Source organism: Streptomyces vietnamensis, from assembly GCF_000830005.1.
Taxonomy (GTDB): Bacteria; Actinomycetota; Actinomycetes; order Streptomycetales; family Streptomycetaceae; genus Streptomyces; species Streptomyces vietnamensis.
This window is the reverse complement of the sequence record NZ_CP010407.1, coordinates 8,188,761-8,209,562: the sequence shown is the minus strand read 5'-3', so window position 1 is coordinate 8,209,562 and position 20,802 is coordinate 8,188,761. Positions and strand designations below refer to the sequence as shown.

General features: G+C 72.6%; 20 protein-coding genes and 1 pseudogene. 13 read left to right on the top strand and 8 right to left on the bottom strand.

Features of this window, described 5'->3' with window-relative positions; genetic code table 11:
* Position 1: 1 nt before the first annotated feature.
* Entirely contained in the window at positions 2-925 is a 924-nt protein-coding gene (locus SVTN_RS36550) for an NAD-dependent epimerase/dehydratase family protein (RefSeq protein ID WP_041132919.1), read from the bottom strand.
* A 295-nt stretch (positions 926-1,220) separates the two neighbouring features.
* Between SVTN_RS36550 and SVTN_RS36545 the strand changes: the two genes are divergently transcribed.
* The 5 genes and pseudogenes from SVTN_RS36545 (at position 1,221) to SVTN_RS36525 (ending at position 5,989) form a co-directional block, all read left to right on the top strand.
* Positions 1,221-2,351 (top strand): molybdopterin-dependent oxidoreductase, encoded by a 1,131-nt coding sequence (locus tag SVTN_RS36545; protein ID WP_159026556.1) that lies wholly within the window; start codon positions 1,221-1,223, stop codon positions 2,349-2,351.
* A gap of 67 nt (positions 2,352-2,418) precedes the next feature.
* Entirely contained in the window at positions 2,419-3,270 is an 852-nt protein-coding gene (locus SVTN_RS36540; protein ID WP_041132918.1) for a sulfurtransferase, read from the top strand.
* A gap of 235 nt (positions 3,271-3,505) precedes the next feature.
* Positions 3,506-4,022: pseudogene (locus SVTN_RS45025) on the top strand (DUF6531 domain-containing protein); the annotation flags it as partial.
* A gap of 333 nt (positions 4,023-4,355) precedes the next feature.
* Positions 4,356-5,279, top strand: a complete 924-nt coding sequence (locus tag SVTN_RS36530; protein WP_052499516.1) for a serine hydrolase — start codon at positions 4,356-4,358, stop codon at positions 5,277-5,279.
* A 176-nt stretch (positions 5,280-5,455) separates the two neighbouring features.
* The gene (locus SVTN_RS36525; RefSeq protein WP_041132917.1) at positions 5,456-5,989 is read left to right on the top strand and encodes an EF-hand domain-containing protein; all 534 of its coding nucleotides are present in this window, start codon (positions 5,456-5,458) and stop codon (positions 5,987-5,989) included.
* A gap of 86 nt (positions 5,990-6,075) precedes the next feature.
* On the opposite strand, the gene SVTN_RS36520 is transcribed toward SVTN_RS36525, so the two are convergent.
* Genes SVTN_RS36520 through SVTN_RS36505 form a run of 4 tightly spaced genes read right to left on the bottom strand, consistent with a single transcriptional unit; the run spans position 6,076 to position 10,314 of the window.
* Complete coding sequence (locus SVTN_RS36520) at positions 6,076-7,035, bottom strand: class I SAM-dependent methyltransferase (RefSeq protein WP_078908646.1); 960 nt, start codon at positions 7,033-7,035, stop codon at positions 6,076-6,078.
* The gene (locus SVTN_RS36515; RefSeq protein WP_041132916.1) at positions 7,035-8,144 is read right to left on the bottom strand and encodes an NAD(P)-dependent alcohol dehydrogenase; all 1,110 of its coding nucleotides are present in this window, start codon (positions 8,142-8,144) and stop codon (positions 7,035-7,037) included. The genes SVTN_RS36520 and SVTN_RS36515 overlap by 1 nt, the downstream gene beginning before the upstream one ends.
* A complete protein-coding gene (locus SVTN_RS36510; protein WP_041132915.1) occupies positions 8,141-9,550 on the bottom strand; it encodes an aldehyde dehydrogenase family protein in 1,410 nt (469 codons plus the stop codon). Before SVTN_RS36510 ends, SVTN_RS36515 begins: the two co-directional genes overlap by 4 nt.
* An 8-nt stretch (positions 9,551-9,558) precedes the next feature.
* Positions 9,559-10,314, bottom strand: coding sequence for a (5-formylfuran-3-yl)methyl phosphate synthase (locus SVTN_RS36505; protein WP_041134639.1), 756 nt, complete (start codon positions 10,312-10,314; stop codon positions 9,559-9,561).
* Between the two features lie 503 nt (positions 10,315-10,817).
* Between SVTN_RS36505 and SVTN_RS36500 the strand changes: the two genes are divergently transcribed.
* Entirely contained in the window at positions 10,818-11,162 is a 345-nt protein-coding gene (locus SVTN_RS36500; protein WP_052499515.1) for an SCO0607 family lipoprotein, read from the top strand.
* Between the two features lie 26 nt (positions 11,163-11,188).
* Positions 11,189-11,656: a DUF6004 family protein gene (locus SVTN_RS36495; RefSeq protein WP_041132914.1), complete on the top strand. Its 468-nt coding sequence runs from the start codon at positions 11,189-11,191 to the stop codon at positions 11,654-11,656.
* Between the two features lie 43 nt (positions 11,657-11,699).
* Here the strand turns inward: SVTN_RS36495 and SVTN_RS36490 are convergent, their stop codons facing one another.
* Positions 11,700-12,590, bottom strand: coding sequence for a helix-turn-helix transcriptional regulator (locus tag SVTN_RS36490; protein ID WP_041132913.1), 891 nt, complete (start codon positions 12,588-12,590; stop codon positions 11,700-11,702).
* 207 nt (positions 12,591-12,797) lie between these two features.
* Between SVTN_RS36490 and SVTN_RS36485 the strand changes: the two genes are divergently transcribed.
* From SVTN_RS36485 to SVTN_RS36460, 6 genes are all read left to right on the top strand, one after another.
* Complete coding sequence (locus SVTN_RS36485) at positions 12,798-13,814, top strand: zinc-dependent alcohol dehydrogenase family protein (protein WP_041132912.1); 1,017 nt, start codon at positions 12,798-12,800, stop codon at positions 13,812-13,814.
* Positions 13,815-13,898: 84 nt separating this feature from the next.
* A complete protein-coding gene (locus tag SVTN_RS36480; RefSeq protein ID WP_041132911.1) occupies positions 13,899-15,155 on the top strand; it encodes an MFS transporter in 1,257 nt (418 codons plus the stop codon).
* Positions 15,156-15,261: 106 nt separating this feature from the next.
* Positions 15,262-15,675, top strand: a complete 414-nt coding sequence (locus tag SVTN_RS36475; protein ID WP_041132910.1) for a (R)-mandelonitrile lyase — start codon at positions 15,262-15,264, stop codon at positions 15,673-15,675.
* 133 nt (positions 15,676-15,808) lie between these two features.
* Positions 15,809-16,786 (top strand): GlxA family transcriptional regulator, encoded by a 978-nt coding sequence (locus tag SVTN_RS36470; protein WP_041132909.1) that lies wholly within the window; start codon positions 15,809-15,811, stop codon positions 16,784-16,786.
* A gap of 72 nt (positions 16,787-16,858) precedes the next feature.
* The gene (locus SVTN_RS36465; protein WP_041134637.1) at positions 16,859-17,617 is read left to right on the top strand and encodes an MBL fold metallo-hydrolase; all 759 of its coding nucleotides are present in this window, start codon (positions 16,859-16,861) and stop codon (positions 17,615-17,617) included.
* A 188-nt stretch (positions 17,618-17,805) separates the two neighbouring features.
* The gene (locus SVTN_RS36460) at positions 17,806-18,867 is read left to right on the top strand and encodes an NAD-dependent epimerase/dehydratase family protein (protein ID WP_041134636.1); all 1,062 of its coding nucleotides are present in this window, start codon (positions 17,806-17,808) and stop codon (positions 18,865-18,867) included.
* Positions 18,868-18,873: 6 nt separating this feature from the next.
* On the opposite strand, the gene SVTN_RS36455 is transcribed toward SVTN_RS36460, so the two are convergent.
* Together SVTN_RS36455 and SVTN_RS36450 are read right to left on the bottom strand one after the other, a co-directional pair.
* On the bottom strand, positions 18,874-19,986 hold the full coding sequence (locus SVTN_RS36455) for a sensor histidine kinase (RefSeq protein WP_041132908.1): 1,113 nt from the start codon (positions 19,984-19,986) through the stop codon (positions 18,874-18,876).
* A gap of 19 nt (positions 19,987-20,005) precedes the next feature.
* On the bottom strand, positions 20,006-20,734 hold the full coding sequence (locus SVTN_RS36450) for a response regulator transcription factor (RefSeq protein ID WP_041134635.1): 729 nt from the start codon (positions 20,732-20,734) through the stop codon (positions 20,006-20,008).
* Between the last annotated feature and the right edge of the window lie 68 nt (positions 20,735-20,802).

The following is a 20,802-nucleotide window of genomic DNA, read 5'->3' as shown; positions in this document are numbered from 1 at the left end:
CTCAGGCTGCCAGCCGGGAAACGCCCGCGGCAAGGGATGCGAGACCGTCGGCGCTGTCCGCGTGGGTGGGGGTCCAACCGAGCTCCGCCCTGGCCTTGTCGTTGGCCAGACGCAGGTTGGTGGACATGATGGTGTGCGCCAGCGGGGCAGGACGCAGCAGCCAGAGCGGTACGGTCCTCGGCGCGGGGGCGCCGAAGGCGGCCGCGACGGCGCGGACATGGCCGGCGAAGCCGAGCGGGGTGTCGTCGACGACGTTGTACGCCTGCCCGGCCCGGCCGCGCTCCACGGCTGCGGCCAGCGCCCTGGCGGCGTCGTCCACGTCCACCCACGACAGGGCCCGGCCCTGGTCGGCGACGACCGGGAGAGCCCGCTTGCGCAGCATCGGCAGGACCGTGGTCTCGGTGACGCCCTTCCCGTAGAACATGCCGAAGCGCAGGCTGACGGCCTCAAGGCCCTCGGCACCGAAGGCGAGCGCCTCCTTGGCGCGCATGGCGCCGACGTGACGCTCCAGCCACACGTCGGACTGCACCGGACCGAAGGCGTCCCGGTCCTCCGACAGCGGCCGGTCACCGTGGTTCCCGTAGCCGTAACCGAACATCATCGACTCCACGACGATGCGGCGGGCGCCGGTCTCGCGGGCTGCGGCGATCAGGTTCGCGGTCCCCTCGGTGCGCAGCACGTCGGTGCCGGCCATGTCCTGGTGCCGCATCATCTTCTTGCCCTGCAGCGCGGTGGCCGCGTGCACGACGACGTCGAAGGAGTGTCCGTCCACGGCACGCAGCACCGCCTCCCGGTCCAGCAGGTCCGCCCGGACCTCGCTCCCCTCGCCGCGCCCGAGCCCGTGGACCTCGTGCCCGGCGGCCCGCAGCTCGCGCACGACCTTCCGGCCGAGGAGTCCGCTCGCGCCCGCCATCAGTACCTTCATGTCCGTTCCCCGTCCTGTGCGTGTCGCGTTCCGTGCCGCGCTGTCGCCCATGGGACAAGCGGGGGTACGGGAACGTGACAGGCCCAGGATGTGACCTGGGACACAGTGGAAGTCTCGCCCCTCCCCGGTCGCGACTCTCGGGCGGGCCTCGACGGCACCGGCACCGGCACCGGCACCGGCACCGGAGAGGACCTGCCCCCGGACCTCACGGGAGAACTCTCGCGAACCGAGTCCCGGACGTAAACTGAAGGCAGCCCGCGTCGTGCCCGGCAGGATCCCGACGGAAGGGGTCGCCGTGACCACATGGCCCATATTCCGCGGGCCCGGAGCGACGGTCTGGGCACCCGAGACGGTCACGGCCGATCCGTACAACGCCCAGACGCCGTCGGCCGCGCTTGCCGAGCCCGTCACACCCGTGGGCGCCCTCTTCGTACGCGATCACTTCGGCATCCCGCGGACGACACCCCGCCGGTGGCGTCTACGGCTCTGCGGAGCCGTGGCCGAGCCGTTCGACATCGGCTACGACGAGCTGCTCACGATGGAGCGCCGGGAGTTCGACGTCGTCATGGAATGCGCGGGGAACGGTCGCAGCCAGATGTCGCCCCGACCGCCGGGTCTGCCCTGGGGGCAGAGGGCCGTCGGATGCGCGCACTTCGCGGGGGTGCCCTTCCAGAGCCTTGCCACCCGGGCCGGGATCGACCGGGCAGCCGTGGAGATCGTCTTCGCCGGCGCCGACTCCGGAACCGTGCACGGCCGCCGGGCGGCCTTCGAACGGAGCCTCCCCCTCGCCGTGGCCCTCCACCCGGACACCCTCCTCGCCACGCACATGAACGGCGAGCCGCTCGCCCCCGAGCACGGGGCTCCGGTCCGGCTCGTGGTCCCCGGGTGGTACGCGGTCGCCGACGTGAAGTGGCTGGTCGAGGCGCGGGCCGTGAGGGAGCCCTTCGGCGGGGTCTTCCAGGTCGAGGAATACGTCTATCGCGCGTCGCGCGGCACCCCCGACGATCCCGTGACGACCGTACGGGTCAAGTCCTTCATCACCACCCCCGAACCGGACTCGGCGGTCCGCCGCGGCCACGAGACCCCGGTACGAGGCCGGGCCTGGTCGGGCGGCGGGGTTCCCGTGCGGCGGGTCGAGGTGCGGGCCGTGTACGGGGACGTGGACGGTGTCAGCGGTGAGGACGGCGCCGGGGGCGAGGGCCCTTCCGGCGACGAGGAGTGGCACGACGCCGTGCTGGAGCCGCCGTCCGGGCCGTACGCCTGGACCGGCTGGTCGTACCGGTGGACGCCCCGCCGGCCCGGCCCGTACCGGCTCCTGGCCCGCGCGACCGACGAGCACGGCGACGTCCAGCCGCCTCGGGCGCCCTGGAACGCCGGGGGCTACGGCTGCAACCCCGTGGCATCCGTCGAGGTGGTCGTCGTGTGAGGGCTTCAGTCGTGTGAGGGCTTCAGGAGACGGCACGAGCGAGATCGGGACGAGGAAGGACAAGACCATGGGTGGCAACGGCTACGCCCATCCGGAGACGCTGGTGGACACCGACTGGCTGGCCGCCCACCTCGACGACGCGGCAGTACGCGTCATTGACGTGGACGAGGACACCACGGCGTACGAGCAGGGCCACATCCCCGGCTCCGTGGGCTGGAACTGGACCACGGACCTGCACGCCGCCGTGGGCCGGGACTACCTGGACCGCGACGCGCTCGGGCACCTCCTCGCCGAGGCCGGCGTCGACCACGACACCACCGTGATCCTTTACGGAGGCAACAACAACTGGTTCGCCGCGTATGCCTACTGGATCCTGCGGCTGCGCGGCTTCGACAAGGTGAAGCTGCTCGACGGCGGGCGGAAGAAGTGGGAGCTGGAGGGCCGCGGGATGACGCGGTTGGTCACGGACCACGAGCGCACCGACTTCACGGTGACGGGCGAGGAGAACCCGCAGTTCCGCGCGCTGCGCGGCGAAGTGCTGGAGAGCGTGGGGTCCGCGGTGCGCATGGTCGACGTCCGGTCCCCGGAGGAGTACCGGGGCGAGCGGCTGGCACCCCCTCACCTGCCGCAGGAGCAGGCCCAGGTGCCCGGCCACATTCCGGGCGCGGCCAATGTCCCCTGGTCGCAGGCGGCCAACGACGACGGCACGTTCAAGTCGGCCGGTGAACTGAAGGCGCTCTACGCGGGGAAGGGCATCACCTCCGACCGTGAGGTCATCGCCTACTGCCGGATCGGCGAGCGTTCCTCGCACACCTGGTTCGCCCTCCACGAACTGCTCGGCTACCCGGACGTCAAGAACTACGACGGCTCCTGGACCGAGTACGGCTCGCTGGTGCGGGCCCCGGTCGAGCTCGGGTGACCTGGACGGCACCCCGGTCGCGCACATGGTCGAGCGACGCAGGCGGGGTGTCGGCGGTCCGTTCTCCTGCGCCTTGTCGTGTCCCCGAGGCCCGTGCGGCATCCGACGCACGTCGCGATTGCGACGATTTGCGGAACACGCGTACGGCAAGCATGATCAGGTGGCTCGCGGCTGACCTGGGGTGACCGTCAGGCTGCGAGTAACAGCCCTGCCCGTCAACGGGGTTCGGTTGCCATTCGCGGACGATCTCGCCGACGACGGTCAGCTCGCCAACAACCACATGGAGCGTCTGCTGTCGTCGGGTCACGGCGAGGCGATGGACGCGCTCAACGAGCACTGGACCAAGGTCAAGGGCAAGCACCTGAAGGACATGGTCTCCGCCGCCCGGACGATCGCGGACGCCCTCGACCTGGCGGCGGGCGCGATCGAGGTCATGAAGGGGAAGGCGCTCGTCGAGCTGGGGGTGCTCGCCGGCCAGACCGGTCTTGCCATGGCGTTGATCCCGGTGACCGGTGGCCTGTCGACGCTGCTCGGCGCGGGGGCGATCGCGTTCACGAAGAAGCAGCTGCTGAAGCTGATCACGCAGGCGTTGGAGGAGGCCGTCGGTCACGTCGTCTCCGTCATGACCGAGCCGGTCGTGGCCGCGCTTGAGAACATGGCGGCGGACCTGGTGGTCCAGGTGGGCATGGACGCGCTGGGCGTCCAGAACGGTGTGGACCTCGACCGGACGAAGCAGGCCGGCAAGGACGTGCGCCCTGAGGACTGGACCGTCCTGGCGAACGCGGGCCGTGGACCGGAGCGGGAGCACCACCCGGTGGCCGGCGTCCGGTTCGTCCTGTCCGTGCTCACCGGCGAGATCCACTCCGACATCCTCGACAACCTGCCGGTCGACGACCACGCCTTCGACCCGAACGACGAGATCCTGGGCGGCTGACGGGCCGCCGGTTCTTTTCGCGGCGACATCACGCGCACGCGGCGCCCGATCCACCGATTCCACTGGATTCGTACAACCATCCGCACGCTCAAGAGTCATGTAGGGCGAGTGCGCCGTAGGCGTGTTCGTTTCGTTTCCAGGGGGGACCCACATGACTCACCACATATCCCTGCGTGCCCGCGTGCTTCCGGCCGTGGCCGCCGCCGGAATGCTCGTACCCGTCGTCGCGGGCGCGGCGCCTGCTTCCGCCGCCACCGCGCCGCAGGTCAGCTGCACGTCCGGCAAGGCCGGGCTCGCCGCCAAGCTTCAGAAGGACATCACCGCCGCCCTCGCCACGCGCACCGGTACCGTCGCCGTCGGCCTGCGCGACCGCAGCACGAACACCACCTGCACCCTGCGCGCGACGACCTCGTACGACTCGGCCAGCGTCGTGAAGGTGACCGTCCTCGCCACGCTCCTCTGGGACGCCAAGAAGACCAACCGGTACCTGACCTCACGCGAGAACACCCTCGCCACCGCCATGATCACCAAGTCCGACAACGCGGCCACCACCTCCCTGTGGAACCAGCTCGGCGTCACCAAGGTGAAGGGCTTCCTGGCGGCTGCCGGCATGACCCAGACGGTGCCGGGGTCCGGCGGCTACTGGGGGCTCACCCGGATCAACGTCACCGACGAGCAGCGGCTGCTCTCGCTGATCACCGCCAGGAACACCGTCCTGAGTGACAACTCCCGCGTCTACATCCTCAAGCTCATGGGGAACGTCATCACCTCGCAGAGGTGGGGCACCCCGGCCGGCGCGCCCTCTTCTGTAGCCGTGCACGTCAAGAACGGCTGGCTGCAGCGCGCCACGCGCGGCTGGCGTGTGCACAGCGTCGGCACGTTCAACGGCGGCGGCCACGACTACACCGTCTCCGTGCTCACCGACGGCAACAGCACGATGAGCTACGGCGTGAACACGATCCAGGCCGTGGCCAAGGTGATCCATCGGGATCTGTTCCCGACCGCGACCGCCGCGTCCCGTTACGCGCCGACCACCACGCCCAAGGAGGCGTACGTCGCGGTGCCCCGGGGCTGACGCCCCGACCCCGCGCGGAGCCGGTGGGTCGGTCGCCCGGGCTGATTGTCGGTGAACTCACTCCTTCCGGTCACCGCGACCGCCCCACCGTCACGGCTCTCCCCGCAGCGCGTTACGTAGAGGCACTCATTGAGCCAGGCCCGGGACCGACGGGCCGCACGAGACAGGTGACGTACATGCGCGCTGAGGCCGCCAAGCGGGTCGAGCTGGTCTTCTCCCTCTTCGACGCCAACGGCAACGGAGTCATCGACTCCGGCGACTTCGACCTCATGACGGGACGCGTCCTGGAGGTGGCGGTCGCATCGGACGCCCGTGCCAAGGAGGCCATCCGGACCGCGTTCCGCCGCTGGTGGACGACGCTGGCCACCGAGCTGGACGTCAACGGCGACGGCGTGATCACCATCGAGGAGTTCCGCCCCTTCGTGCTCGACCCCGAGCGTTTCGGTCCCACGGTCACCGAGTTCGCCGAGGCGCTCTCCGTGCTCGGCGACCCGGACGGGGACGGCCTGATCGAGCGCCCGCTCTTCGTGTCGCTGATGACGGCGATCGGCTTCGAGGAGGCGAACATCCACGCGCTCTTCGACGCCTTCGGCCCGGACGCCGCGGACCGCATCACCGTGGGCACGTGGGCCGCCGGCATCGAGGACTACTACGCACCGGACCTGGCCGGGATTCCCGGTGACCGGCTGGTGGGCGCCCCGGCCGTCTGACACGGCCCGGTCGCGGGCGTCCCGGGGCGGCGGCGGCCGTCCCGGGGCGCCGTCGTCCGTCCCGGGGCGCCGTCGTCCGACGGACGTCACGGCCCGGGCTTGTGGGCGAAGACCCACCGGTTCCCCTCCAGGGCGTCGTTCGGCTCGGGGAGGGGGCCGCGCCCGTGCCGGCGGGTGAAGTCGAAGGGCGTGTGCATCGACGTGGACCAGCCCTTGGCCCTCAGGTGCCCCGCCGAGTCGGGGCGCGGTCCCAGGTCGAAGAGGTCGAGCAGGTCGATGCCGATCTGTTCCCGCGTCGCCGTGTAGATCGCGCTGTCGCGGTACGCCAGCAGGTCCTTCTCCAGTTTGGCCTCGAAGGCCAGGGCGCTGCCCCCGGTGGTCAGCCGGTCCACCGTGTCGATGAGGTACGTCTCGGCGGGGCCCGGCAGGTAGAAGAGCAGCCCCTCGGCCAGCCAGACGCTCGGTGCGGCCGGGTCGAAGCCGGCGGAGGTCAGCGCGGTGACCCAGTCCGCGCGCAGGTCGACCGGTACGGGGACGCGCTTCGCCCTCGGGGCGGCCGACAGGTCCGTGAGCACCTGCTGCTTGAAGGCCAGCACGCCCGCCCTGTCGATCTCGAAGACCACGCAGTCGGACGGCAGGTCGAGGCGGAAGGCACGCGTGTCGAGACCCGCTCCCAGCAGGACCACTTGGCGGGCGCCGTCGTGGACCGATCCGAGGACGAAGTCGTCGAGGACCCGGGTCCGCAGGCCGAAGTAGCGGGCGAACCTGCCCCACAGCGGGTTGGCGTCCCCCTCCGGGACCTGTCCGATGCGTACCGGCCAGTCCGCGGATGCCGGGGCCGCGCGTACGAAGTGTTCGGCGTGGACGTCCCGGGCCAGGCTGTCGTGGCGGTGGGTCTCGATCGCCCGGGCCGCGGCGACCAGGAGGGCGGTCAGTCCCACGCCTCCGTCCACGCCGCCCGCCTCGGCCGGCCGAGGCGCCGTGGCGGCCGTTTCTCCTCCGGTGCCCGGGTGGGGGGACTCCTTGGTGATGGAGGTTTCGCTCATCAGTCTCTTCTTTCCGGCAGCAGGACGGGTTTGACCACGCGGCCGGCGTCGCAGTCGCGTTCGGCCTCGTTGATGTCGGCCAGCGGGTAGGTGCGGATCAGCTGGTCGAAGGGGAAGCGGCCGGCCTGCCACAGGCCGGTCAGCCGGGGTATCAGCAGTCCGGGTACCGCGTCGCCTTCGCAGATGTGGCGGATGCCGCGGCCTCGGTCGAGCGTGCCCGGTTCGAGCGGCAGTGGGGTGTGGAGGCGTGCCACGAGGCCGAGGGTGCCGGTGGGGCGCAGTGCGTGGAGCGCGTCGTTGACGAGCGGGGCCGAGGCCGTGGTGTCGAGGGCGTACTGGGCTCCGCCGTCGGTCAGTCGGCGGATCCGCTCGGGGAGTCCGGGCGATCCGGCGGACAGCGGGGTCGCGCCGAACCGTTCGGCCAGGTCAAGGCGTTCGGGATGCCGGTCGACGGCCACGGTCGTCACGCCGGCGGCGGTGGCCGCCATCACGGCGGCCAGGCCCACCGCCCCCGCGCCGAGGACCACGAGGGTGTCGCCGGGTCCCGCGGCGAAGGTGTTGAGTACGGCTCCGGCACCGGTGAGGAAGCCGCAGCCGAGCGGCCCGAGCAGTTCGAGCGGCAGGGCGGGGTCGACCCGGACGGCGTTGCGGGCCGGGACGAGCGCGTACGCGGCGAAGGAGGACTGGCCGAACCATCGGGGAGCCAGCGCCTTTCCGGTCGCGTCGACGAGTCGCGGTGGTTCCTCCGCACGGCCGCCGAAGAGGTTGAGGGAGGCGAAGGAGTCGCAGTAGGCGGGGGCTGCGGCGCGGCAGTTCCGGCAGTGTCCGCAGGAGTCGAAGCTCAGCACGACGTGGTCGCCGACGCCGGGCGCGATGTCGGGGCCGCCGCCCGTCGCCACCACGACCCCGGCGCCCTCGTGGCCGAGGACCGCCGGGAGCGGGCTGCGGCCGGCCGATCGCCGTACCGCGAGGTCGGTGCGGCACATCCCGGCTCCCGCGATCTCGACCAGGATCTCGCCGGGTTCGGGCTCCGTGCGCAGGGCCACTTCCTCGACCGTGAACGGGTCCTCGTACGAGCGCAGTACGGCCGCCTGGAACCTCGTCGTCACGCCTCCTCCTCCCGCGGGCGGTGGACGACGAACGGCCGGAGGTTGCCGTAGAGGCCCCACGGTCCGCCCGCGACGCCGACGCCGCTGTCCTTGACGCCCGCGAAGGGCTGGGCGAGGGAGAGTTCGGCGTGGTGGTTGATCCAGGCCGTGCCGCATTCGAGCCGGTCGGCCACCGCCTCGGCCCGGTCGAGGTCGGTGCCCCAGACGGAGCCGCCGAGGCCGAAGCCGGTGCCGTTGGCCGCGTCGAGGGCCTCGTCGAGGTTCCGGTACGGCAGGACCGGCAGGACCGGTCCGAACTGTTCCTCGGTGACCACCGGGCTGTCGGGCGGGACGTCGCTGAGGATCGTGGGAGCGAAGAAGTACCCCGCTCCGTCGAGTCGGTGGCCGCCGGCCGCGGCCCGGGCGCCGTCCGCCAGGGCCTGCCGTGTGACCTGCTCGACCCGGGCCAGCTGGGGAGCGTTGTTGACCGGACCGATCCGGGTGTCCGGGTCGAGTCCGGATCCGACCGGGACGGTCTTCGCGCGCTGGGCGAGGGCTTCGACGACCTCGGCGTGGAGGCGGGCGGGGGCGTAGACGCGTTTGACCGCCATGCAGACCTGCCCGCAGTTGCGGAACGCGGCCCAGAACAGCCGGTCCGCGATCCGTTCCACGTCGACGTCGTCCAGGAGGACGGCGGCGTCGTTGCCGCCCAGTTCCAGGGTGACCCGGGCGAGCGAGGCCGCCGCGGCCCCGGCGACGGCCCGGCCGGTGGGCACCGAGCCGGTGAAGGTGACGTGCCGGATGCCCGGGTGGGCGGCGAGACGGGCACCGAGGGGTTCGCGGCCGGTGACGACGGTCAGGACGTCCTCGGGCAGGACGGCTGCGAGGACGGAGCCGAGCAGCCGGGTGGCGAGCGGGGTGTACGGGGACGGTTTGAGGACCACGGTGTTGCCGGCCGCGAGCGCGGGCGCGAACTTCGCCGCCGCGAGCTGGAGCGGGAAGTTCCACGGCACGATCGCGGCGACGGGCCCGACGGGCCGCCAGCGGACCTCGCTGTGCACGGGTCGGCCGTCGTCGATCCGGCGGGTCCTGGGGGCCAGGTCGGCGAAGTAGCGCAGCCGGGCCGCCGTACGGGCGATTTCGGCGTACGACTCGGCCAGGGGCTTGCCCTGTTCCCGTGTGAGCAGCCGGGCGAGGTCGTCTCCGACCGTTTCCACGGTGTCGGCAGCGGCGCGCAGGGCGGTGGTGCGGGCGGCGGGGTCGGCGCGCCAGCCGTGCCAGGCCCGCTGGGCCCGGGCGACCACCTCGTCCAACTCGTCCGGCTGCTGGTCGGGGGCCCCGTCGAAGGCCTCCCCGGTGGCCGGGTCGACGACGGCGAGGCGTGCGGCACGACGCTCGGGGACGCGACCGGCTTCCGTTGTCGGCATCCCGGCGGTCAGTTCACGGCCGGGATGCCGACGGCGTGCTCCCGGGCCTGCCGGTCCATCTCCGCGCGGAAGGCGGCGACCAGATGCGGCTGGATCCTCCCGGCATTGCGGTCACCGCCCGCGCAGACCGCTCCCCGTACGCCCACGATGTCCGTGCCGATGCGGGTCAGCGGGCCGAGGTCGGCCTGCTTGACGCTGCCCGCGAGGGCGGCGAGCAGACCGGACGCGTGGGCGCGCCGGACGAACTCGGCGCAGGCGTCGGGCGGAACGTGGTCGAAGAGCCGCGTGCCGTCCTTGATCGCGGTGTCCAGCATGGCCGCGTCGGCACCGGCGCGGGCGGCGATGTCGGGCAGGGCGAGCGGGTTGACGCAGCCGATGCGGTGGGCGTCGGCGTAGCCCGAGGCGACGACGAGCGCCTCGGGGCGGTGGTCCTTCACCGCGCGGACGACCGCCCGCATGACCTCGACGCCCTGCTCGGGAGTCGTGCAGCCGTACAGGCCGACCTTGATGTACGTGGCACCGGAGACGACCGCGCCCAGCGCGGCCTGCGCCACCGTGCCGGGCTTGTACGGCACGTCCCCCACCGTGGCGGACACCGGCTTGTCCGCCGGCACCGCGTCGCGGATCTCCCGGATGACCCAGGGGAAGTTGGCGCCCAGCGAGCCCTCGTCGGGCTTCTTGACATCGACGATGTCGAGGTGTTCCGCGGCCTTCGCACAGTCGAGGGCCTCCTCGACACCGTCCGGGGAGATGAGAAGCAACACCATGAGCTCCTTCCGCCGCATGTCCACCTGCCCGGGGGCAGGGGTGCGGATCGCCTGGGTCCTGTGCGGTGCGCTCATCCTTTCCGTCGCCCTGCGGGCACCGGTAGGGCGCGCGGAGCTCCCGGGAGGCGCGTGAAGGCACGCGCACGAAGCGATGTGCATCGGCTCCTGCGGACGCGCGCCGAGCCCTGCCGACCGCCCCCTGTGCGCACTTGTGCGCTCCGGCGCCGCTGTCTGGCTGCCGCGCGGTCACGAGGCGCCTGGGGAGGCCTCTCCTGCGCGTGCTGACGGCTGCTCACCCCTCATCACCCTCGCCGACGGCCACGCCCGGGATCCGGTCCGGAGCGGGCCGACGGGCGCGTCCGGGCGTGCGCCTCGCCCCGACGCGCTCCGGGCCACGCGGTGTTGAGCATTTCCGCGTACGCATCTGAGTACGGGCACTCACGACGCGGCAGCCGTCCGGCGGCGAACCTGAGGGCACACCGAACGACGGGAGACCCCCCATGCGCACGCCCTCCGGCACGAGCCGGCCCACCGCCCCTGTCCGGCACAGGAAGCGCCGCATCGTCGCCGCCACCCTGACGGGCATCGTCGCGACGGCCGCGCTCACGGGGTGCGCCGCCCTCGAATACCGGGAGGACGTCTGCAACAGCGGCGAATACCCCGTCCTGGCCGTGGGAGACAGCGGCTCCGATTGCGTCCGGGACGGCGAGGAGCCCTCGGCGGGATACGCCCGGTACCCGGAGGGCAAGGTGCCGCGAGAGGTCGACGACACGTGGGACGTGTACTGGCGCACCCACACCCTCGACAAGGACGGCAACATCATCGACGCCCCGGACGAGGGCTGACGCAATGCCCTCCCCCTGATCGCGGCATGGCTTTGGAGGCCGTCCTGCGGATCCGGGGCCGAGCGTCCTCCTCGGTGCCGCGACCGTTCGAGACCCGCACACAGCGGCTGGCCCGGCTTTCCCGCCTGGCGGTGGTCGGCGACTGCGCCGAGCCGGGTGGTCGCGTCATGCTGAAGGCAAGCTGGGCGCGGCCCTCGGGCGGCACGCTCGGCAAGGGCGAGGAGGACGGCATCGGCCGTGTCGCCTACCCGGCGGACCTGCGCCTGGACGCGCGCTTCGAGCTCTGCACGCCCACCGGAACCCTCTGCGCGGACGCGGCGGTACCGCTCCTTGGCCGGCCGGACGCCCTGGAGGCCGACGGCACCGAACTGCGTGCCGAGAGCGCCAACGTCCAGCTGGTGACGGAGTCCGGCACGGCCGAGGCGCGCATCACCGACGTCCGGCTGGTCATGCGCGACACGTGGGTCGGGGAAGCGGCGTTCATCAACTTCTGACGGCTCGGCCCACAGGCAGCTTGCAGAACCCGGCGCCGCCCCTTCAGCGCGCTGCCGTCTCCTCCGTGGCGGACGCGGTCTCCTGCGTGGCCGCCCAGGAGGCGAGCAGGCGCAGGCCCTCGTCGGAGGGCGAGCCGGGTTCGGCGGTGTAGACGGTGAGCACGAGCCCGGGTTCGGCCGTCATCTCCATCCCCTCGTAGGCGAGGGTGAGGTCACCGACCGCCGCGTGGTGGAAACGCTTCGTACCCGTGCCGTGGAGGCGGACGTCATGGGCGCCCCAGCGGGTGCGGAAGGCGTCGCTGCGGGTCGACAGCTCACCGACGAGATCGTGCAGCTCCTTGCCGTGCGGGTTGCGACCGGCCTCGGTGCGCAGGATGGCGACGGTGATGTCCGCGGCCAGGTCCCAGTCGGGGTAGAAGCGGCGCGAGAGGGGGTCGAGGAACTGGAAGCGGGCGAAGTTCCCCTGGTTGTGCGGGTTGGCGTAGAGGTCGTGGTGGAAGGCGCGGGCCAGGCTGTTGGTGGCCAGGAGGTCCATGCGGCCGTTGCGGACGAAGGCGGGGCATGCGGTGACCGCGTCCAGGGTCCACTGCAGGCTCGGGTGCGGCTTCCACTGCTTGGTGGCACGGCGCCGGGGGCGGGTGAGGGCGTCGGAGCCGTCGGCGGCCTGGGCCAGGTGGAGCAGGTGGGCGCGCTCGGCGTCGTCGAGCCGCAGCGCGCGGGCGACGGACTCCAGAACGGCCGGTGAGACGCCGGCGAGGTTGCCGCGTTCCAGCTTGGCGTAGTACTCCACGCTGACGTCGGCCAGCGCCGCGACCTCGCTGCGGCGCAGGCCGGGGACCCGGCGTCTGCTGCCGGTGGGCAGTCCGGCCTGCTCGGGCGTGATCTTGGATCGCCGCGAGGTGAGGAACTCGCGGACCTCTGCTTGGTTGTCCACACCTCGACGGTACGACCTGCCCGACGCCGGAGGGATGTACTGCCGGTACACCCCTTGTCAGTGACTCGCTGCGTGCGCGAAGTGCCGGTTACCTGGATGACGTGGCGTTTTCCTGCTGCTCCTGCGGCAGGGCAGGAACGCCGGCACACGGGTCGCCCCGGACAGTCCCGGGCGGCCCCGCCCCCCCCTCGTACGTAAGGAATCCTGATGCGCGGCGCAATGATCCACGCCCCCGGCGACGTCCGTTTCGAGACCCTGGACGACCCGAAGATCCTCAAGCCCACCGATGCGATCATCCGCACGGCCGTCACCTGCGTCTGCGGCTCCGACCTGTGGCCCTACCGGGGCGCCGAACCGATCGGCGACCCGCATCCGATGGGGCACGAGTACGTCGGCTTCGTGGAGGAGGTCGGGGCCGAGGTCACCGCCATCCGGCCCGGGCAGTTCGTCGTCGGCTCCTTCGCGACCTCGGACAACACCTGTCCGAACTGCCTCAACGGCTTTCCGTCGAACTGCCTGCACCGCGAGTTCATGTCCACCTGCCAGGCGGAGTACGTGCGCATCCCCAACGCCCAGGGCACCCTGGTCGCCACCGACGGGGTACCGGACGAGAAGTTCTGGCCCGGTCTGCTGGCCGTGTCGGACGTGCTGGGCACCGGCTGGTGGGCCGCCGAGGCCGCCGAGGTGAGGCCGGGTTCCACCGCGGTGGTCGTCGGTGACGGAGCGGTCGGCCTGTGCGCTGTGATCGCCGCCAAGGAGATGGGCGCCGAGCGGATCATCGCCATGTCGCGGCACTCGTCCCGGCAGAAGCTGGCGCGCGCGTTCGGCGCCACCGACATCGTCACCGAGCGCGGCGAGGAGGGCGTGGCCCTGGTCGAGGAGATGACCGGCGGAATCGGCGCCGACAGCGTCCTGGAATGCGTCGGCACCGCCGAGGCCATGCGGCAGGCCCTGCACTCGGCCCGGCCCGGTGGCAGCGTCGGCTTCGTCGGCGTCCCCCATGACGTCGCGGTCGACGGGCAGGAGCTGTTCTTCTCCCACGTCGGCCTGCGCGGCGGCCCCGCCCCCGTACGCCGCTACCTGCCCGACCTCATCGACCGCGTCCTTTCGGGCCGGATCGACCCGGGCAAGGTCTTCGACCTCACGCTGCCCCTGGAGCAGGTCGCCGAGGGTTACCAGGCGATGGACGAGCGCCGCGCCGTCAAGGCCCTTCTCAAGCCCTGAACCCTTCTCTCCTCGAAGGATCCGCCGCAGTCCGGTCCACGTCGCCTCCTGCCCCCGCCCCCCGGAGAAAGAAGAAGTACCTGTATGTCACCCGCAGCCGACACCCGCGCGGGCAAGCTGCCCTTCGTGGTGTGGGTGCTCGCCGCCGGCACGTTCCTGATGGGCACCACCGAGTTCGTCATCGCCGGGCTGCTCCCGGAGATCGCCTCCGACCTCGGCGTCGGCGTCTCCCGGGCAGGCCTGCTGATCACCGCCTTCGCGATCGGCATGATCGTCGGCGGGCCGACCATGGCGCTGACCACCCTGCGCCTGTCCCGGCGTCTGACCCTCGCCCTCGCCCTGGCGGTCTTCGCCCTCGGGCACGTCGTCACCGTGCTCAGCTCCTCCTTCACCGTCGTCCTCGCCGCCCGCGTCGTCACCGCACTGGCCACCGGAGCGTTCTGGGCCGTCGGATTCGTCATCGCCACCGCCGCCGCGGGCCCGGCCCGGGCCACCCGGGCCGTCGGCGTCATGATGGGCGGACTGACCCTGGCCAACGTCGTCGGCGTGCCGATCGGCTCTTTCGTCGGCCAGTACACCGGCTGGCGCGGCCCCTTCTGGGCCCTGGCCGTCCTCGCGGGTCTCGCGGCCGTGCTCGTCGGCCGGTTCGTCCCCGCCGCGGAGCAGCGGGCCGAGATCTCGGTACGGGCCGAGGTCCGCGCCCTGCGGCAGGGGCGGCTGTGGCTCGCCCTGGCCGCCGCCGTCCTGATCATGGGCGGTGTCCTGGCCACGTACACCTACATCACCCCGCTGCTGACCGACCGTGCCGGCATCCCGGCCGGAGCCGTCCCCCTCGTTCTGGTCGTTTTCGGGCTCGGTGCCCTGGGTGGCACCGCCATCGGCGGCCGGCTCGGCGACCACCGCCCGATGGCCACCACCCTCACCGCCGCCGCGGTCACCGCCCTGGCCCTGCTCCTGCTGATCCCGCTGTCGAACGGCCCGGTCACGGCCGTCGCCCTGGTCTTCCTCATGGCCCTGGCCGGGTTCACCGTCAACCCCGTCGTCACCTCCCTCGCCGTCCGCTTCGCCGGTGACGCCCCCACCCTCACCTCGGCGCTGACGACCTCCGCCTACAACACCGGCATCGCCGCCGGCTCCGCCCTCGCAGGCCAGGCCCTGCACTCCTCCCTCGATCTGACCGGACCGGCCCTCGTCGGCGCCGTCTCCGCCGCCCTCACCCTCCTGCCGCTCACCGTCCTCGCCCTCACCGGCATCCGACGGCAAGCCCGGATCGTGGCGCGGCACCCCGCCCGGGACCGAGGCCGGAGCGACGAGGCGGCATCCGTACGGACGTCCCGCTGAAGCCCTCTCCCCCGGCGCGAGCTACGCCACCGGGATCGCCCTCCCCGTCGACGGCGGCTGCACCGCCCGGTAGACCCGTCCACCCACCGCAAGAAAGATCATCGTCATGGAATTCGTCCAGTCCCAGCCCACCAGCAAGGCCCCGGCCGAGTGGTTCACCGGCGACGTCTGGTGGGACGTCATCGCCGCCGGCCGAGCGCCCTCCCGCCTGCGCGCCAACCTGGTCCGCTTCGCCCCGGGCGCCCGTACCCACTGGCACTCCCACGCCGTCGGACAGACCCTCCACGTCGTCTCCGGCATCGCGTACGTCGGCACCCGCGACGGCGCCCTCTTCGAAGCCCACCCGGGCGAGACCGTCGCCTGTCCTCCCGGCGAGGAGCACTGGCACGGCGCGGCCCCCGACCGCTTCATGGAGCACATCGCGTTGTGGGAGGCCACGACGGACGGCACTCCGGAGACGACCTGGGCCGAGCCCGTCACCGACGCGCAGTACGACGGTCCCCGCACCCGCTCCCGGTAGCCGCGGCACGGTCGCCCGCCGTCCCGCTGCCGAGGAGCTGCCCGAGCCGGCGCCGAGATCCCGGCAACATGGTGTCCGAATCTGACAGAACATGGTCATTGCGGCCCTCGCGGCGGGGCGAAATGATCGGCACATGCTCCCACCGCACCGAGTCGTCATCGCGGCCTTCCCCGGCGTCGAACTGCTCAACGTCACCGGCCCGGCCGAGGTGTTCTCCGTCGCCGCGCGAGTCGCCGACACCGCCCGGCCCGGCTACACCGTCCGCATCGCCACGGCCCAGGGCGAGCCGGTGACCACCTCCAGCGGGATCCGGCTGATGGCCGACCTGACTCTGGACGAGGTGAACGGCGACGTGGACACCTTGCTCGTATCGGGCGCCGTCCGTGTGCACGACCACGAGGTGGAGCCGGTGCTCGACCGCGGAATCATCGACTGGCTGCGCGAAACGGCCCCCGGCATCGGGCGGTTGGGATCCATCTGCTCGGGCGCGCACCTGCTGGCCGCGGCCGGCCTGCTGGACGGCCGTTCCGCCACGACCCACTGGCGGACGGCCGCACGGCTGGCCTCCGACCACCCGCTCGTCACCGTCGATCCGGACCCGATCTTCATCCGTGAGGGCCGCCTGTGGACCTGCGCCGGCATCGCCTCGGGGATGGACATGGCACTGGCCATGGTCACCGAGGACCACGGACCCGAACACGCCCTGACCACAGCCCGGACGATGGTCATGTACGTCAAACGTGCAGGCGGCCAGAGTCAGTTCAGCGTCCCGCTCGCGCTTCCTGCGGCGCCCGGCGACCGGCTGGACGACCTGCGCAGGTGGATCGGTGAGCACCTCACCGAGGACCTGTCCGCCGAAGTCCTGTCCGCGCGCCTGCACCTGAGTGTGCGTCACTTCTCCCGGCTGTTCCGCGAGCGCACCGGCACCACTCCGGCCGCGTACGTCGAGTCCGTCCGACTGGAGGCCGCGCGGCGGCTGCTCCAGGACACCGCCCGCTCCCTGCCCGAGATCGCCGCCCTCAGCGGCCTCGGTTCCGTGGAGAGCCTGCACCGTTCCTTCCGGCGCCGTCTCGGCACCACCCCCGCCCAGTACCGGCGCCGCTTCCGCTGAACCCCGCCGTACTCCCCCTCCCGCTCGCGGACAGCCGCGCGGCGGAAGACAGTCATGCCCAAGGAGAGAACCGTGTCCCGAACCAAGGTCGTTCCCCTCCCGGTCATGGGCCGGCACAACATCAACGCCTATCTGCTCCTCGGCCATCGGCCCGTCATCGTCGACGCGGGAACGCCCGGCAGCGGCCGAAGGATCTACGAGCAGGTCGCCGCCCACGGGGTGGACCCCGGCGACGTGTCGCTGATCGTCATCACCCACGGCCACATCGACCACTTCGGCTCCGCCGCCGAACTGCACCGCCTGACCGGGGCTCCCGTGGCGGGACACATCGCCGACCTCGGCCCCTACCGCACCGGCCGGGCCCGCGAACCCTACCGGCCCACCGGACCGATGGGCCGCCTCATGGCCAGGAACAAGAACCTGCACGTCCAGGTGGAACCGTTCGAGCCCGACGTGCTCGTGACCGGCGAGACCGGCCTGGAGGACTTCGGGATCGCGGCGCGCATCATGCCCACCCCCGGGCACACCGCCGGATCGATCTCCGTCCTCACCGACCAAGGCGACCTCGTCGCCGGCGACCTGATCGCCGGCTCCCTCTTCGGTCTCGTCCGGGGCCGCCCCGCCAACCCTCCCTTCCACGACGACCCGCTGCACAACCTCGCCAGCCTGCGGAACATGCTCGCCCTGAACCCGACCAGACTTCACGTCGGCCACGGCACCCCGCTGGAACCCGACCGGGTCCGGCGCTGGGCCGACCGGGAGCACCGGCGGCTGACCCGGCTCGAAGCCGCGGGACGGCTCCCCGCCCGTACGGAGAACAGCACGGCCTGACCGGCAGGCGCAGGACGGTGGCCGACGTCGAGGGCGACGGGGCTCCTGGTGATCCGTTCTGATTTCGCGGTCTCGTGGCGGCGGCACGGCGTGAACCTCGCCCGCGGGTGCCCCACCGGGATGACGGAAGTCTTACGGTGCGGCGCGGGCGCCTCCTGATCCCGGCGCCGGTCCGTAGCGTCGGGCTCATGCGTGTACTCGTCACAGGAGGAGCCGGGTTCATCGGCTCGCACATCGTCACCGCCCTCACGAAGGCCGGGCACGAGCCGGTGGTTCTCGACGCCCTGCTGCCCAGCGCACACCCCGTGACCCCCGAGGTGCCCGCCGTGGAGTTCCGCCACGCGGACGTCAGGGATCCGCCGGCGGTCGGAGCCGCACTGCGCGGGGTCGACGCGGTGTGCCACCAGGCCGCCATGGTCGGTCTCGGCAAGGACTTCGCGGACGCCCCGGAGTACGTGGGCTGCAACGACCTCGGCACGGCCGTCCTGCTCGCCGCGATGGCGGACGCCGGCGTGCGGCGACTCGTCCTCGCCGGATCGATGGTCGTGTACGGGGAGGGGCGGTACGACTGCCCCGTGCACGGTGTCGTACGGCCCTGTGCCCGCCGCCCCGAGGACCTCGCCGCCGGCCTCTTCGAACCGCGCTGTCCCGCCTGCGGCGCCGCACTCGCTCCCGGCCTGGTCGGCGAGGACGCGCCGGTCGATCCCCGGAACGTGTACGCCACGACGAAGCTCGCCCAGGAGCACCTGGCGGCGGCGTGGGCCCGTGCGGTGAACGGCACGGCGGTCTCGCTGCGCTACCACAACGTGTACGGGCCCGGGATGCCCCGCGACACCCCGTACGCCGGGGTGGCCTCCCTCTTCCGCTCGGCCCTCGCCCGGGGCGAGGCGCCCCGCGTGTTCGAGGACGGGGGCCAGCGGCGGGACTTCGTGCACGTACGGGACGTGGCGGCGGCCAACCTGGTCGCGCTGGAGGCCGTCGACGGTCTGCCGGCCGGCGCGCTCAGCACGTACAACACCGGCAGCGGGGAACCGCACACCGTGGGCGGCATGGCCCTCGCGCTCGCCCGGGCGTGCGGTGGCCCCGAGCCCGTGGTCACGGGCGAGTACCGGCTCGGCGACGTCCGGCACGTCACCGCCGACTCGTCCCTGCTGCGGAAGGAGCTGGGCTGGCGGCCCGCGGTCGGCTTCGCCGAGGGCATGACGGAGTTCGCCCGGGCGGAACAGCGGGCCTCGGCGGCCCTCGTCTGACCGGGGTCAGCCCGCCGCCGCCGGCAGGGTGACCTCGAAGCGGCAGCCGCCGGGGACGTTGCGGACCTCGGCGCGGCCCGCGTGGGCCTCGACGATGCCGCGGACGATGGCGAGGCCCAGTCCGGCACCGGCCGGCGGGGTGCGGGCCTCGGTGCCGCGCCAGCCGGTGTCGAAGACGCGGGTGAGGTCCTCGTCGGGGATGCCGCCGCAGCCGTCGGTGACGGACAGGACGACGGCGTCCTCGCGGTGCTCGGCCGCGACCGCGACGGTGCCGTCGGCCGGCGTGTGACGGATCGCGTTGACGAGGAGGTTCGCGAGGACCCGGGTCATCTCCTTGCCGTCCACCTCGACGGGGACGGCCGCCACCTCCTCCCCCACGAGCCGTACCCCGTGCTCGCGGGCCAGCGGGTCGGCGCCGCTCAGGGCATCGCCGACCAGGTCGTACACGGACATGCGGCTCGGGCTGAGGATCAGGGCGCCGGCGTGGATGCGGGAGAGTTCGAAGAGGTCGGTGACCATGGCGGTCAGGCGCTCGACCTCGGTGCGGATCTGCCGGTGGTAGCGGGCGGGGTCGTCGGCCATGCCGTCCTCCAGGGCCTCCGCCATGGCCCGCAGCCCCGCCAGCGGGGTGCGCAGGTCGTGGGAGATCCAGGCGACGAGCTCGCGGCGCGACGCCTCCAGGGAACGCTCGCGCCTGCGGGAGGCGTCGAGCTTGGCACTGGTCGCCGCCAGTTCACGGCTGAGCGCGGCGAGTTCCGCGGTGGCGGCGCCGTCGGGGGCGGAGAAGCGGCCGCCGTCGCCGAAGTCGCGGGCGGCGCGGGCGAGGGCCCGGCTGCGGCCCACCACCCAGCGGCCCAGGACGAGGGCCGTACCGAGCGAGACGAGGGCCGCCATGGCCACGACGACGGTCACCACCCACAGGTCGTGCGCGGACAGGAACATCGCCTGCGCGACGGCGAGCGTCCCGGCGAGCATCGCCGTCACCGTGACGGCCGCGACCACCGCCAACGAGACCGCGACCGAACGGTGCCGTACGAGACGGAGGACGAGCGCTCCGGCGAGACCGGCGCAGACGGCTCCCGCCAGGGCGAAACCGGCGATCAGCAGGACGTCCTTCATGCCGCTCCCTCGTCCTTCTTCATGCCGCTCCCCCGTCCTTCCGGGGCTCGAAGCGGTATCCGACGCCCCATACGGTCTGGATGAGCCGGGGCCGCGCCGGATCGTCCTCGATCTTGGCGCGCAGCCGCCGGACGTGGACCGTGACCGTGGACAGGTCACCGAAGTCCCAGCCCCAGACCCGCTTCATCAGCTCTTCCCTGGTGTGCGCGGCGCCGGGCCGTTCCAGGAAGTACGCGAGGAGGTCGAACTCCCGGAGCGTGAGGGCGAGTTCGCGGCCGGAGCGGGTGGCCCTCCGGGTTACCGGGTCGACGGTGAGGTCCGCGTCGCGCAGGACCGTCCGGACGGCCGTCGGCCCGGCTCCGCGGCTGCGGCGCAGCACGGACTCGACGCGCAGCACGAGCTCGCGCGGGCTGAACGGCTTCGTGACGTAGTCGTCCGCGCCCACCTCGAGGCCGGTGATCCGGTCCTCCTCGTCGCCCCGTGCGGTCAACATGATCACCGGCACCGGCCCGGTCTCCCGCAGCCGCCGGCACACCTCCAGACCGTCCAGGCCGGGCAGCATCAGGTCGAGCACGACGAGGTCCGGCCGCCGCTCCCCGGCCCGCAGCAGGGCGTCGGGACCGTCGGCCGCGTGCTCCACGGCGTACCCGGACCTGCCGAGGTATCCGGTCACCACCTCGGCCACGGTCGGATCGTCGTCCACCACCAGGATCCGGGCCGGGGGCGACGGGGCGCTGTGCTCGCTCATGCCGCACAGCGTCGCATCCGTCCGCCGGGCGGTCACGGCCACCCGGGCGTACGACGGAGGACGTTCGC

Excerpts from the sequence above, each read along its gene's own strand:
- SVTN_RS36510 (WP_041132915.1), bottom strand. The coding sequence starts at position 9,550 with ATGCCGACAACGGAAGCCGGTCGCGTCCCCGAGCGTCGTGCCGCACGC.
- SVTN_RS36520 (WP_078908646.1), bottom strand. The coding sequence starts at position 7,035 with ATGAGCGAAACCTCCATCACCAAGGAGTCCCCCCACCCGGGCACCGGA.
- SVTN_RS36450 (WP_041134635.1), bottom strand. The coding sequence starts at position 20,734 with ATGAGCGAGCACAGCGCCCCGTCGCCCCCGGCCCGGATCCTGGTGGTG.
- SVTN_RS36525 (WP_041132917.1), top strand. The coding sequence starts at position 5,456 with ATGCGCGCTGAGGCCGCCAAGCGGGTCGAGCTGGTCTTCTCCCTCTTC.
- SVTN_RS36480 (WP_041132911.1), top strand. The coding sequence starts at position 13,899 with ATGTCACCCGCAGCCGACACCCGCGCGGGCAAGCTGCCCTTCGTGGTG.
- SVTN_RS36470 (WP_041132909.1), top strand. The coding sequence starts at position 15,809 with ATGCTCCCACCGCACCGAGTCGTCATCGCGGCCTTCCCCGGCGTCGAA.
- SVTN_RS36455 (WP_041132908.1), bottom strand. The coding sequence starts at position 19,986 with ATGAAGGACGTCCTGCTGATCGCCGGTTTCGCCCTGGCGGGAGCCGTC.
- SVTN_RS36530 (WP_052499516.1), top strand. The coding sequence starts at position 4,356 with ATGACTCACCACATATCCCTGCGTGCCCGCGTGCTTCCGGCCGTGGCC.
- SVTN_RS36495 (WP_041132914.1), top strand. The coding sequence starts at position 11,189 with ATGGCTTTGGAGGCCGTCCTGCGGATCCGGGGCCGAGCGTCCTCCTCG.
- SVTN_RS36540 (WP_041132918.1), top strand. The coding sequence starts at position 2,419 with ATGGGTGGCAACGGCTACGCCCATCCGGAGACGCTGGTGGACACCGAC.
- SVTN_RS36485 (WP_041132912.1), top strand. The coding sequence starts at position 12,798 with ATGCGCGGCGCAATGATCCACGCCCCCGGCGACGTCCGTTTCGAGACC.
- SVTN_RS36460 (WP_041134636.1), top strand. The coding sequence starts at position 17,806 with ATGCGTGTACTCGTCACAGGAGGAGCCGGGTTCATCGGCTCGCACATC.
- SVTN_RS36500 (WP_052499515.1), top strand. The coding sequence starts at position 10,818 with ATGCGCACGCCCTCCGGCACGAGCCGGCCCACCGCCCCTGTCCGGCAC.
- SVTN_RS36550 (WP_041132919.1), bottom strand. The coding sequence starts at position 925 with ATGAAGGTACTGATGGCGGGCGCGAGCGGACTCCTCGGCCGGAAGGTC.
- SVTN_RS36475 (WP_041132910.1), top strand. The coding sequence starts at position 15,262 with ATGGAATTCGTCCAGTCCCAGCCCACCAGCAAGGCCCCGGCCGAGTGG.